This is a genomic window from Leadbetterella byssophila DSM 17132, from assembly GCF_000166395.1.
GTDB lineage: Bacteria > Bacteroidota > Bacteroidia > Cytophagales > Spirosomataceae > Leadbetterella > Leadbetterella byssophila.
Window position 1 is genome coordinate 2,021,848 of record NC_014655.1, and the last position, 15,779, is coordinate 2,037,626.

The window sequence follows — 15,779 nt, forward strand, 5'->3', positions numbered from 1 at the left end:
GCAGGCCCCTTTTCTTATTTTTCGATCGTGATATAATCTATGATGTATTTGCTCTGTCCGGCTAACTTCAACTTGTAGAAGTAAGTACCTGAAGGAACCGTAGTATTTCCAGGTATTAGACCTGTATTTGCTTTACCATCCCATCCAGAAGTAGAAACGGTTTCTCCGTCTTCCTCATATAGGACAGCTCCGTAACGGTTCACTATCTGTAACTTCTCAATCTTAGCATTGCCTTTCAACTCAATCTTCCAGTTATCGTTCTTACCATCACCATTTGGTGAGAAACCTTCCGGAATTTCTACCAGTCCTCTAGGATCAGAGCCCGGAACTGTAAACTCAGTTGGTGTACTCGAAGAAGGAATAATCTCTAGTCCTGCATTTGATATGTCAGTTAGAAGACTATCTCCATCCATTCCGTAACCTGTAACCGAATTACTGTACGGTCCATAATGATCACCGAAGACCACGGTCACTTTGAATTCTACAGAATCTGTCTGACCAGGGGCTAAGATAGATTCCGCTTCAGGCAACAAGATTCTCACATCATCTTTACCGTTAAAGTCAGGATTCGGCACCCAGGTAGACCCTTCGTTTACTACAGGTTTACCACTTACTGTAAAGTCAATAGCATCAGCGAAGGTGTTCATCAAACTATCCACTGCATATACATGGGTTAAGGTATCAGCGCCATAGTTCTTGATCTTCACTCTGTAGGTTACTTCATAAGCAGTACCGTCATTCACGAATGCCGTATCAACAACTGCCAGAGCCACTCCAATTCCGTAAGATGTACTTCCGTCTCCCACCTGGAAGCGGGTTGGAACGTTGTTGTTCGTAGGATCACCATCCATATCAGGATCCGGATTCACTCCATCAGTTGAACGATCAGAGATAGAACCTGAGTAAACGGTAGCAGAGTTAATGAAGGTCATAGAAGCGTTATTACCTAAGTTCACAAACACATCCATTCTTACATTTAATGTACTACCTGAAGCAATCTGACTTTGACTTGGAATCAATAGATCCGTATGTTCACCTACTCCGGTATAATTAGGATTCACTACCAATCCGGAATCTGCGCTTACATGTACAGAGTCAATACTTACTAGTGGTCCGAAGGTGTTTGACAAGGTATCTCTCAAGCTGATGTTAGAAAGATCATTCTTACCCATATTAGCTAGAGTAAATACAAACGGCACCTTATAACGATTACCTATTTCTGCTTTCGTCACTGCACCCACTGCCTTAGCAAGTCCGATTAAGGAATCCGCAGCAGCACTATCATTTATCACCCAAGTAGATGAGTTATTGTTAGTGTTTGTGTCATTCTGAACTACAGAGATGAGTTCAGCTTTGTTCAAGATTCTACCGTTAGTAGTCACTTTTGCAGAGTAAGTAACATCTACACTTTGACCAGGAGCTAAGGTATCTATACTTACCCTCACTTGACCATTTTCCATAAAGGCGTTCTCACTGATTTGCATCACTTGTAAGCCTTGAGGAACTATGTCTCTCACCTTGATGTCAGAAGCTCCACGCTCTCCTATATTCTTGATGGTAACAGTGTAGGTTATGTCATCATTGATCTGAGCGGTAGTCTTATCACCCACTTTTTCTATGGCTACATCTACTGCATCCGGATAGATCGGATTTTGACAATCACCGCTGATCTCTACCTTAACTGGAGTTCCTTCACTAAAGCATCCGGTAGAACTTCTTTCAAACAAGTAGTACGTTCCGGCTGTTACCTGAGCTGATGTCACCAATGGAGTAGACGGGCTATTTCCATAGTGGAACTCAAACACATTTCCAGCTCCAGGTTCTCCAAGTATAGCATTTCTCAAGTCTACATAGGCTAACGGACAGATATTGTTCAAAGTCTCAATAGCCACCGGCTTAGGTAAAGTTGATGTCACCGTTATAGTTAATGGAGCAGAAGAAGCACTTTCACAAGTAGCGCTTACACATTTCGCGGTGTAAGTTGTAGCTCCTACTGTTTCAGCTGTAAAGCTGATAGATGCACCTGTCTGTCCATTGCTCCAAACCACCTGACCTACACAGTTTTGAGCGGTTAAGATCACTTGTGTTCCTACGCAAGTTCCGTTACCCACTGAAGAGATTAAGGTTGGCGCTAATCCGCATTCTCCATTGCCACATTCTGCCGCTGACTTCACATTCAAAGTAAAGCTTCCTACGGCTTCACACTCATTCACAGGAACCGGATTACATACACTGATTTCCGTTTCATCATCACTGAAGCAAGCACCTTTATCTACAGAGCTATAGTTAGCCCCTTCATGTAGACCTTGTATCTCACCAATGTACACTAAGGAGATCACTTTATATTCACCTGCCTGTACTTGAGTAAACTTAGGTTGATCCTTCACTTGAAGTATACCATAAGAAAGATCCGTTAATAGATACTTGGTATGCATTCCGTTCGGGTTATTCTGAGTTTCCACTTGGAAGATAATATCTCCTACATGGAAGTCACAGCTACTTACAGACTCCTCAGTTACACATACTGCTGTATAGGTAGTGGTGGTTCCGGCTGTAATGTGAAGTACATTACCCGTTACACCATTTGACCACTTAATTACTCCGTTCGAACATCCGCTGGCGGTTAAGGTTACAGCATCACCTACACAGTACGAAGATTTATCGCTAGTGATTGAGATACTTCCTCCTTTCGCTACAATGGTTACAGCATTTGAAGCTTCAGATGTACCGCAGCTCGTCTTGCATATTGCTGTATACACTCCGGCACTAACTTCAATTTGCTGTCCTTGCTGACCAGTAGACCATACTATGGTACCACCTGTACATCCGCTGGCAGTCAAGATTGCTTTCTCATCACCACAAACTCCATCTTTGTTAGCAGAGATTGTTGGAGTACTTGGCACCTCAGCTGTGTCATCAATCTCAACAGCTATACAAGCTATCGATTCGTTTCCGCAAGCGTCAATACATGTTGCAGTGTACACACCCGCACCTACCTGAATGCTGAATCCTGTGGCTCCTGTAGACCAATGGATAGTACCACCTACACACCCGCTAGCAGTCAGAGTAGCCTTTTCAGATCCGCAGATAGAATTTCTATCCGAAGTAACCACTGGAGGTTCAGGAGAGCCCCCTTCGTGGATTTGGATCGATGCTACATCAGAGGTACCACATGCTGTAGTACAAGTTACAGTATAAGATCCGGCACCCACTTGTATACTTGTTCCTGTCATACCGTTAGACCATTGTAGCGTACCTGAACAACCACTTGCAGTTAAGGTCACCTTCTGATCTCCACATACACCATCTCCAGAAGATGCGATGGTTGGTTTAGCAGGTTTTTCAGATGTACCAATGTGGATCGGAGCTGAAGACTCAGACACCCCACACGAAGAAGTACAAGTTGCTGTATATGTACCTGATCCCACCTGAATCGAAGTACCATTAGCACCATTCGACCAAGTCACTGTACCAGCACAACCGTTAGCTGTCAGCGTAGCCGTTTCATCAGTACAAACTGTAGACTTATCTGCAACAATCTGAGGTGCTGCTGGCTTCTCAGAAGTACCTATCTGTACTGTATTTGAAACATCCGATGTTCCACAAGAAGTTGTACAAGTAGCAGTGTACGTTCCTGCACCCACTTGAATGCTTGCTCCTGTAGCTCCGTTTGACCAAGTAATAGTTCCTGAACAACCCGTAGCTGTAATTGTTGCTAGCTCAGCATCACAAACAGTAGCTTTATTCGAAGCGATCTGAGGTGCTGAAGGTCTATCAGAAGTTCCAATAGTCACTGCAACTGAAGCATCTGAAGTGCCACATTCCGTAGTACAAGTGGCTGTATAGCTACCCACACCTACTTGAATGCTAGAACCTGTAGCTCCTGTAGACCAGGTTACTGTTCCTGCACAACCGCTCGCTGTGATCGTTGCTTTTTCACCCTCACAAACATTCGACTTGTTAGCTACCACGCTTGGTGCTGCAGGTTTATCTGATGTACCAATGCTAATAGTAGTAGACGCATCAGACGTTCCACAAGCCGTAGTACAAGTAGCGGTATAAGTACCTACACCTACTTGAATCACACTTACCGTTTGACCGGTAGACCAGGTTACTGTACCCACACATCCTGATGCAGTTAATGTAGCTTTCTCAGCTCCACAAACCTTGGTTTTATTAGCTACAACCTGAGGTGCAGCAGGTTTGTCTGAAGTACCTATGGTAACTGTATTGGAAGCCTGTGAGGTTCCGCAAGCCGTAGTACAAGTAGCAGTATAAGTACCTACACCCACTTGAATCACACTTACCGTCTGACCGGTAGACCAGGTTAGTGTACCCGTACATCCACTAGCAGTTAAGGTAGCTTTTTCAGTTCCACAAACAGTCAACTTATCAGGTTGAATCACTGGTGCAGAAGGTACTTGCCCGGTTTGGATAGTTACACTATTTGAAGCCGGAGAATTACCACAAGTTCCAGTACATATTGCTGTATAAGTACCTGCTCCTACTTCTATGGTTGCCGTTGTAGCACCATTTGACCAAAGTATAGATCCTGTACAGCCAGTAGCTGTTAGAGTGGCTTTTTCAGTTCCACATACCACGGACTTATTCGCACTGATGCTAGGAGCATTTGGCACATTTGTTCTTTTTATTATCACCGGATTAGATGCCGGAGAAGTTCCACATGCAGTAGTACAAGTTACAGTATATGTACCTTCACCTACTACAATACTTTGTTCTGTAGAACCATTTGACCACTTCACTGTTCCGTTACATCCTATCGCTGTCAAAGTAGCTTTCTCTTCTCCACAGATAGACGGTTTATCTACAGTAATGCTTGGAGCATTTGGAGTTTGAGAAGTGCCAATCGTTACCGGAACTGATTTATCAGATGTTCCGCAAGCACTTGTACATGTCGCAGTGTACGTTCCAGCACCCACCTCAATGCTATTACCAGTAGCACCTGTCGACCACTTGATAGTACCGGCACACCCATGAGCAGTTAAAGTAGCCTTTTCAGTTCCACATACGTTCAATTTATCAGCCATCACAGCAGGAGCTGCAGGCTTATCAGAAGAACCTATAGTTACAGAAGTCGAAGCATCTGAAGTTCCACAAGCTGTAGTACATTTCACAAAGTATGTGCCTTTACCTACCTGGATACTGTTACCGGTAGCTCCGGTTGACCAAGTCAAGGTACCTGTACATCCTGAAGCTGTCAATGTTGCCTTTTCACCCTCACATACGGTAGGCTTATCTACCACGATAGAAGGAGCTGATGGTTTATCTCCAGAAGAAATCGTTACCGGATTCGAAGCATCAGATGTACCACAGGCTGTTGTACAAGTTGCATAGTATGTACCTGAACCTACCGCAATGGTATTTCCGGTACCTAAGCTCACACCTCCAGTTTCGCTTGGACGATACCATGTGATAGTACCTGTGCAAGCTGTAGCTGTTAATGTAGCTTTATCTGTACCACATACAGCGTACTTATCAGGGCTGATCGACGGCTTAGTAGGCACCTGCTCGTGTTTAATGGTCACCGGTCCGGCGTTAACTGCGCCTCCACACTCGGTTCTACAAGTAGCACTATAGGTTCCTGCACCCACTTCGATGCTATATCCACTCATTCCATTAGACCAAGTTACAGTACCACCTTCACATCCTGTAGCCTTAATGATAGCTTTCTCCGTACCGCAAACCATGGCTTTAGAACTGGAAATCATAAAGTTAGCAGGAGTTTGCTCCTTAGTAATAGTCACTGCCGCAGAATTATCAGAAGCCCCACAAGTAGTCACACAAACTACCCTGTACGTTCCTGCTCCTACAGTAATACTGTTACCTGTACTTCCGTTAGACCATTGTAGTGTTCCACCCGCACAGCCTGTTGCAGTTAGTATAGCTTTTTCATCTCCACACAGTACAGATTTAGATGGAGTAATCACAGGAGCTTGAGGTTTAGCTCCATCCTTGATTTCAATCTCATCTGAGTGTTCAGAAGATCCACATGTATTCTTACAGATTGCAGTGTATTTACCCGCTTTTACTAAGATTGGAGATCCAGTCATTCCATTGCTCCATACTATGTTACCACCCGTAGGACAAGTAGCTGTTAAAGTAGCTTTCTCTTCACCACATACGATGTCCTTATTCGCTTTCACGATAGGTTTCGTAGGAACCGGTCCTGATTTGATTTCAAGGTTCTGTGATTTCTCAGATACCCCACAAGTATTCACGCATACTGCATAGTAAGTACCTGCTCCTACCTGTCTTGTAGGTTGAGTGCTACCATCACTCCACATTACAGTTCCACTTGTACAAGTAGCTGTAATCGTGGCTTTCTCACTGTCACATACTGTGCTCACGTTTGTTTTTACAATAGGAGCGCTAGGAAGCTGACCAGAATTTATGGTTACAGGTGTTGAAGACCCGCTTAATCCACAATCCGACTGACACTTAGCACTATATGTACCTGCGCCTACACTTCTTGGGTTCTGAGTATTTCCATCGCTCCAAACCACTGTACCTGAAGCACAGTATGCGGTTAAAGTAACTAGATCAGTTCCACAAATTTGAGTTCCAGAAGGAGTGACAACAGGGACAGAAGGAGTATTTCCTTTTCTAATTACTACCGGTTCTGCTGCTGGCGAACTACCACATTCACTGGTACAAGTTGCAGTGTATGTACCTGCTCCCACTTGAATGCTTGATGTAGTTGCTCCATTGCTCCAAGTTACTGAGGTACCAGTCTGGCAAGTAGCCACCAAAGTTGCCTTTTCCGTTCCACAAACTTCGAACTTATCTACATGAATGCTTGGAGCTTGAGGTGTAGGCTTATGTTCGATGGTAACTGTATTAGATTGAACAGATATACCGCAATCGTTCTTACAGAAAGCGTAATAAGTTCCCGCTCCTACAAATCTTGGATTTGCCACCGTTCCATCACTCCATTGAACTGTACCTGAAGTACAAGTAGCAGTTAACATAGCCTTATCTGTTCCACAAACTTCAGGTTTGTTTGAAGTCACTGTAGGTGCACTAGGCTTATCACCATTTCCTATTACTATAGGTTCTGAGGAAGCTGAAGTTCCACAAGTGTTAACACAAGTAGCCGTATACGTTCCTGCACCCACTAGGACAGGACTGCCTGTTGCTCCATGACTCCAAGTCAATGTTCCACCCGTAGGACAAGTTCCCGTTAGAGTAGCTTTCTCGTTACCACAAACGCTATATTTATTCGTATTTGTTACTGGTTTTTGAGGTCCAGGTGATCCTTGAATCACAATTGGTAAAGCAGCCTCAGAATTTCCACATGAGCTTACGCAAATGGCCGTGTAAGTTCCAATTCCTACATATCTAGGATTTTGAGTATTACCGTCACTCCAAAGTACTGTTCCTACAGTACAAGTAGCCGTCAAGGTAGCCTTGTCATCACCACATAATGTAGTTTTATTTGTTGCAATCACAGGTTTAACTGGATTCGGAACCACTTTGATAGTCACCTTTGTCTCAGCTGAAGTTCCACAAGAACTGATACAAACTGCTTTATAAGTTCCTGCACCTACAGTAATTGGATTTCCGGTTTGACCACTTGTCCACTGTAAAGTTGAACCTGCAGGGCAAGTAGCTGTAATTACAGTAGTTCCTTCTCCACAAACTGCCTCATTCAATGGAGTCAATGTTGGTGATGTAGGTTTATCTACCGGTGTAATCACTACCGTTTTCGAATTTCCTGAAACACCACAAGAATTGATACAAACTGCGGTATATGAACCAGCTCCCACTAATATACTAGGAGTAGTAGCTCCAGTTACCCATTTCACTGTACCGCTTGTACAGCTTGCCGTCAGCGTTACTTTTTCTGTTCCACAAACTTCTAGTGCACTTGCAGTGATTTCCGGTTTAGTAGGAAGTTCACCCGTAGTGATCGTTATAGGTTCAGAGCTTGGCGAAGATCCACAAGTGTTCTTGCACACCGCGAAGTATGTTCCGGCTGACACTAGTATTGGATTACCTGTAGTACCGTTACTCCATTCAAGCGTTCCTCCTGTAGGACATGTACCCGTCAACATGGCTTTTTCATCACCACATACAGCCAGTTTATTTGCTTGAATTACTGGTTTTCCAGGAACCTTACCCACTTCTATCTTGATGGTCTCCGAAGCATCAGAAAGACCACAATCATTTTTACAATATGCTGTATAAGTACCGATACCTACTTCAATTGGGCTACCGGTTGCTCCGTTACTCCACATTACTGAGCCAGTAGAACAAGTAGCCGTTAAAGTCGCCTTTTCACCATCACATAGTGAAGGCTTAGAAGCATTCACTATTGGTTTACTAGGCACATTACCCGGTACAATAGTGATAGACTCAGATTGAGGAGAAGTTCCACAATCATTCACACAAGTGGCCCAGTAAGTACCAGGAGTCACTTGGATCTGAAGTGCTGTCATTCCATTTGACCAACGAAGATTACCTCCTGCAGGACAACTACCGGTAAGTGTTGCCAATTCTGCACCACAAACCACATTCTTATCAACGGTGATCGTTGGTTTGCTAGGTTGTAATCCCGGAACAATAGTGATAGGCGTAGATTGTGGTGAACTTCCGCAATTATTCACACACGTAGCGGTGTAAGTTCCTTGTCCCACTAATATTGGGCTTCCAGAAACTCCATGACTCCAAGTCAAAGTACCGCCCGTAGGACATGTACCGGTTAGAGTCACTTTTTCATCTCCACAAACGCTAGTACGGTTAGCAGAGATTCTAGGTGCAGAAGGAGTACCACCGTTTTCTATGCTGATCACATTAGAAGATGGAGAGGTTCCACAAGCGTTTTCACAACGTGCGCTATAAACACCTACACCTACTTGGATTTGAGATCCTCTCATACCATTATCCCAAACTAACTCACCACCTAGCGGACAGTTACCAGAAAGAATTGCTTTTTCATTTCCACAAACTCCGGTAACGTTACTTGTGATCACAGGTTTTCCTGGAGTTGGGCCGGTGGTAATACTAACCGGATCAGATGCTACAGATGTACCACACTCATTTACACATTTAGCGGCATATATACCTACACCCACCATTACAGAAGAGTTAAAGCTATTTACACCTATCCATGATACTGTACCTGAAGTACAGAAGGCCGTTAATTTTACCTTTTCATCTCCACAAACAGTAGTCTCTTCAGCTACAATGATTGGTTTATTAGGAGCACCACCAGTAGTGATGGTGATTGGATCTGAAGACACTGAAGTTCCACAGTCGCTTACACATTTAGCAGTATAAGTTCCCTTGCCAACCTCAATACTAAGTCCACTTTGTCCTGTACTCCAAATTAGTAAGCCAGATTCGCAACTTCCCGTGAGTGTAGCTTTTTCCTCCCCACAAACGGTGTTTTTATCCGTAGCAATTCTTGGTGCAGCAGGAAGTTTATCCTTACTGATCACCACTTTATTAGATTCTGCTGAAGTTCCACATGTATTGATACAGACTGCGGAATAAATACCTTCTCCAACAAAGATGCTAATACCTTCAGCTCCCGTATTCCATTTTGTGATGGTTCCCACAGGACAAGTTGAAGATAGTTTTGCCTTCTCTTCACCACAGATCAATACCTTATCTGCAGAGACAATTGGAGCTTCAGGCACTTTGCCTTTATTGATGGTGATATGTCTAGACTCTTCTGACAATCCACAATCGTTCTTACAATTCGCCGTGTAGATACCCTCTCCTACTTGGATAGTTGTACCGGTCACTCCATGACTCCATACTACTATACTACCTACTTCACACTGAGCCACAAGCGTAGCTTTTTCATTTCCACAAACCATGTACTTATCCGCTCCAATTTCAGGTGAACCAGGAACATTACCTTTAGTAATCACCAGGTGTCTAGAATCTCCTGAATATCCACATGTGTTCTTACATCTCGCAGTATAAATACCTGCAGGAACTTGTATAGTTTGACCATACATGCCATTGCTCCACTCCACTACATCACCTACAGTACAATGTGCCTGTAGCGTGGCAAGCTCATTACCGCAAAGCAAAGTCTTATCAGTTCCAACTTCAGGGATCTTAGGAAGCTCTCCTTTATTGATAGTAACTGGCTTACTATCTTCTGATTTACCACATTCATTTGTACAAACCGCAGTATATGTTCCCACGCCTACTTGAATGGTAGATCCTATCATTCCATTGTTCCATTGAACTACCTGACCCACTGCACATCCTGCAGTTAAAGTAGCTAATTCAACTCCACATACTGTAGTTTTATCAACAGTCACGATCGGTGGCTTAGGCATTTCGATTTCCGGAACCACCACGGCATTTGTTTCCTTCACACATCCATTAGCATCCTTAACCCAGAATTTATGCGTTCCAGGTCCAACTAGGAATACATTTGAAGTTACGTAAGTAATACCGTCAATGCTGTAAGCAAATGGAGCAGTTCCTCCGCTTACGCTAATGGTCACAGGTACCACAGGGCCATTGGTACAATCCAACTTACCTGCGCTGGCCAATGTATTCATGCCAGGGAATCTTTTGATTTCTATAGGACAACAAAGGATGCCGTCACATTGATCTCCCGTTCCCGCCGTATAGTAATATCTACCAGGCTCAGTAGCTACGTACTCTTTAGAAGTAGCTCCAACAATGATCTCACCATTTCTGAACCATTGGTAATTTGTTAAGCCATCTTCCGCTTCTATGGTCACCTCAATAGCCTCTCCTTCACAGAAGGTATAGATCTGAGGTACGCATTCAATTTCACATTTCACTGCTACTGTCGTAGTAGTCAAGCAACCATTAGCATCACGTACGGTGAAGGTATAGTTTCCATTGCCTAAACCTGTAAATACGGGTTCCGATTGGAAGGTGATACCGTCTTTGCTATATGCATATGGTCCTACGCCTCCCGCTGCTACCAGCGTTACTTTACCTTGATTATTAACACAAGTTGCTGATGCTGCCAGTGTAGGAGCCTCTATCTTCTTCACAACTGTTTTGGCTGACATGGTACATCCGTTTGTACCGGTCACCACTACTGTATATTCTCCGGCAAGAGTCACTGTAATAGTATCTGTAGTAGCTGTAAATCCTCCAGGTCCAGTCCATAGATAAGTATTTCCAGGAGTTCCGGTAGCTATTAATTTTCCTGAAGGTTCTGCGCAAGTTAAAGTAACTTGATTTACAGTAACGGTAGGTAAGGTCTGATTAACTTGAACTACCGCTGTATCTTTTGCTGTACATCCGTTCAATCCAGTGGCTGTCACCGTATAAACCCCAGCTTTAGTCACTTGGATTTGAGTTCCAGTTGCAGAATATCCATCAGGTCCTGCCCAAGTATAGTTAGCTCCCGAAGTACCTTCATCCTTTAAGGTTAAAGAAGTTATTATACAGTTGATCTCACCACCTTTTACAGTTACTTGAGGCAGTACTTTATTCTCTGTAACCACAGCCGAATCAGTTGCCATACATCCGTTCGCACCTTTCACAGTTACCACGTACGTACCTGGCTTATTGACATTGATGGATTGAGTGGAAGATGTAAAGTTATCTGGACCTGTCCATGAGTAGGTAACTCCGGTTGAACCTTCCGCCTTGATGACTAAGGTTTCAGTAGTACAATTTAGTTCTCCACCTTTTACGCTAACTATTGGTAACACTTTATCTTCCGTAACAGTAGCAGTATCTACGGCAGTACATCCATTCGCACCTGTAACCTTCACAGAATAGATTCCTGGAAGAGTAACGGAAACGCTTGCGGCACTTCCCGTAAATCCATTTGGTCCTGTCCATAGATAAGTCACATTTGGACTTGCATTTGCACTTAGTACTAATGTATCTGTAACACAGTTAAGTATTCCTCCATTTACTGTTACCAAAGGAGGTTGTTTGTTTTCAGTTACTACTGAAGTATCTGAGGCTGTACATCCATTGGAAGAGGTAACGGTTACTATATAGCTACCAGGCTTGTCTACAAGGATAGAGTCAGTGGAAGCTGTAAAGCCATTTGGTCCTCTCCATGAATAGGTAACACCAGCACTAGCTACCGCCTTAATGATGGCGTTTGTTTCAATACAATCTAGTTCAACATCTTTCACAGCTACTGTAGGGACCACTTTGTTTTCAGTAACCACTACAGAATCTGTCACAAAACAGCCGTTAGCTCCTGTAACCTTGATATAATAAATGCCGGCAATGGTAGCATCTATATTAGCAGAAGAAGAAGAGAAGCCGTTTGGACCTGTCCATTCTACTTTCGTACCTCCTGTGATTACAGGTTTAAGTTCTATTTTATTGATTTCACAAGTTAATTCTCCTCCGTTTACTGCTACAGTAGGAAGTACTTTATCTTCAGTAATGATAGCAGAATCAATTTTGAAACATCCATTAGTAGCAGTTACTTTAATAAAATAAGTACCTGCTTGATTAATAGTAATAGATTCACTATTTGATGTAAATCCATTTGGTCCTGTCCATAGATAAGTCACATTTGGACTTGCATTTGCACTTAGTACTAATGTATCTGTAGCACAGTTAAGTACACCTCCATTTACTGTTACCAAAGGAGGTTGTTTGTTTTCAGTTACTACTGAAGTATCTGAGGCTGTACATCCATTAGCAGAGGTAACGGTTACTATATAGCTACCAGGCTTGTCTACAAGGATAGAGTCAGTGGAGGCTGTAAAGCCATTTGGTCCTCTCCATGAATAGGTAACACCTGCACTAGCTACCGCCTTAATGATGGCATTTGGCTCAATACAATCTAGTTCAACATCATTCACAGCCACTGTAGGAACCACTTTGTTTTCAGTAACCACTACAGAATCTGTCACAAAACAGCCGTTAGCTCCTGTAACCTTGATATAATAAATGCCGGCAATGGTAGCATCTATATTAGCAGTAGAAGAAGAGAATCCGTTTGGACCTGTCCATTCTACTTTCGTACCTCCTGTGATTACAGGTTTAAGTTCTATTTTATTGATTTCACAAGTTAATTCTCCTCCGTTTACTGCTACAGTAGGAAGTACTTTATCTTCAGTAACGATAGCAGAATCAATTTTGAAACATCCATTAGTAGCAGTTACTTTAATAAAATAAGTACCTGCTTGATTAATAGTAATAGATTCATTATTTGAAGTAAATCCATTTGGTCCTGTCCAGGCAAAGCTTACTCCCGGAGAGGCAACAGCCTTAAGCACTAATGAATCTACTAGGCAAGTTAGCTCTCCACCATTTACCTGTAAGGTAGGAAGAACCTTGTTCTCTGTAACTACAACAGTATCTTTAGCTATACAACCGTTAGCTGCAGTAACAGTTACAATATATGTTCCCGCTTGTGAAGTGGTAGTATCTGCAAGGTGAGATGTAAATCCATTTGGCCCTGTCCAGGCATAGCTTACACCAGCAGAACCTACAGCTTTTAAGTCTACAGTTTCCGTTATACAGTTGATTTCACCACCAGAAGCCGTTACTGTAGGATAGGTTTTATCTTCAGTCACCTGAGCGGTATCTTGTGCAATACATCCGTTCAGTCCGGTAACCTTAATAATGTACATTCCGGCCACTGAAACGTTAATGCTAGAGTCAGTGGAGGTAAATCCTGCAGGACCTGACCATAAATAGCTGACACCTTCAGAAGCATTTGCATTTAAGGAAACGCTGGTTACATCACAATTTAGCTCCCCATCATTTACTGATACTAATGGAAGCACTTTATTCTCTGTAACTATAGCAGTATCGATAGCAAAACAGCCATTAGGCAAGGTCGCCTTCACTATATAGCTACCTGGAGTTGTAACGTTTACGCTAGCGCTAGTGCTTTGGAAATCATTTGGACCAGACCAGATATATTGAACTCCGGCTGTACCTTCAGCTTTTAACTCCAGAGATGCGATATTACAATTTAGCTCTCCTCCATTCACCGTTACTGTTGGGAACTGCTTATTCTCAGTTACAGTAGTTGAATCTGAAGCTATACATCCGTTTTCTCCTTTGACGGTTACTTTATATAAACCGGGAACGGTAACATTTATACTTTGATCTGTAGAAGTGAATCCCTCAGGACCCTGCCAAGCAAACGTAACTCCGGCAGAAGCTGAAGCAAATAAATTCACCTCCGGAGTCAAACAGGTTAACTCTCCACCGTTCACTTTAACTGTTGGCAACTGCTTATTTTCCGTCACGAAAGCAGTATCTCTGGCGATACAACCATTAGCAGCAGTTACTGTTATTATGTAGCTGCCAGGAGCATTTACTAGGAGTTGATCTGTACTTCCTGTCAATGGTCCTGACCAGGAATAGCTAACGCCCTCACTAGCTTCTGCCTTCAATTCTATGGAAGTGACATCACAATTGAGTTCTCCCCCTTTCACCGTCACGTAAGGCATTACAGTGTCTTGGGTTACAATAGCAGTATCACTCACTACACATCCGGACTCAGAAGTAACACTCACTTTATAAGTACCCGGTTCAGTAACCGTTATGGATGAAGTATGTGCTGTAAATCCATTTGGCCCTTCCCATAAGTGTGTCAGTTGATCATCTGCTCCACTGGAAAGTTGGATACTAGTAGTAAGACAGCTCAATTCTCCTCCTTTCACTTGTAATGTTGGAACTTCTTTTTCTCTTACTATGATAGGGCAACATAACACCCCGTCACATTGATCATCTCCTCCAGAAGTATAATGATAATTACCCGGTGAAGTAATCATATAAGTACTTGATGTAGCTCCCTCTATAGCTTCACCGTTTTTAAACCATTGATAGACCCCTTGATCTGGAGCCGCCTCCGCTAGAATAGCTATGCTGTCTCCCGGACAATATTCAAATATCTCAGGTGTACAATCGCAGAAAGCATCCACTACTACTTTTGCTGTACATCCATTTTTATCTTTTACCAAAACTTCATGCTGACCCTCACTTAAACCCACAAAAATGGAGTCCTGTACAAAAGGCCCTCCATCTAAACTATATAAATAAGGTGCAGTTCCACCCGTCACGCTAATGCTGGCGTGAGTAGTGTCTTGAATACACTCCGCTAGAGCTACAGCTTTTAGAAGCTCCGGCTGAGAAATTATCACGGTCTTTTCCAACAAACAACCTCCGGGACTTTTTACATTTACCTTATATGACCCTGCTGCTAATTGAGAGAAGGAATTGGATTGCTGGAAAGGTGCATCATTCAAACTATACATGTAGTCCTTAGGATCTCCTGTAGTTGGCGTAACAACGATGCTTCCCGTATTCCCACCGGCGCACACTACATCTGTCTTCACCACCTGAACGTCAAAATCTGCCTCCCTCTTCACAAGGTAAGGACAGCACAATTTTGCCTCACAGGTCACGGCATCTTCAGCAGTGAAATAATAGGATCCGGGTTCCCGAATGACGTATATAGCATCCGTAGCACCAGGTATGGCTACATCATCTTTGAACCATTGATAATTTTGGTATCCTTCTTCTGCTTCAATTTCTATTTCGATCTCCTGACCAAAACAGTAGCTGAATATATCAGAATAGCACTTACCGTCAATATATTTATCTTCAGTAGCAGATGCCTTCACTTTCTTTGCCTGCACCTCACCAAATAGTAAGGTTCGGATAGGATAAAGCATGCGCATACCCTCCTTGTATTTTTCAAGGTAGGGCTTACCGCTGTGTGCATACCCACTTGCTGCTCCTAGGAACAGAAAACAGACAAGAAGTAGACTTCGATAGTGGAATTTGGTAAAATTAGGTTTCATCCAAAACTCAAT

The 15,779-nt window shown here is 43.1% G+C and carries 1 protein-coding gene; it reads right to left on the reverse strand.

Going from position 1 to position 15,779, the window contains the following annotated elements; translation table 11 throughout:
- Nucleotides 1–14 precede the first annotated feature (14 nt).
- Complete coding sequence (locus LBYS_RS09545; protein ID WP_013408671.1) at nt 15–15,767, reverse strand: T9SS C-terminal target domain-containing protein; 15,753 nt, start codon at nt 15,765–15,767, stop codon at nt 15–17.
- Nucleotides 15,768–15,779: the final 12 nt, after the last annotated feature.

What these genes read in the sequence shown, in the direction of transcription:
- LBYS_RS09545 (WP_013408671.1), bottom strand. Translation starts at nt 15,767, where the DNA reads ATGAAACCTAATTTTACCAAATTCCACTATCGAAGTCTACTTCTTGTC.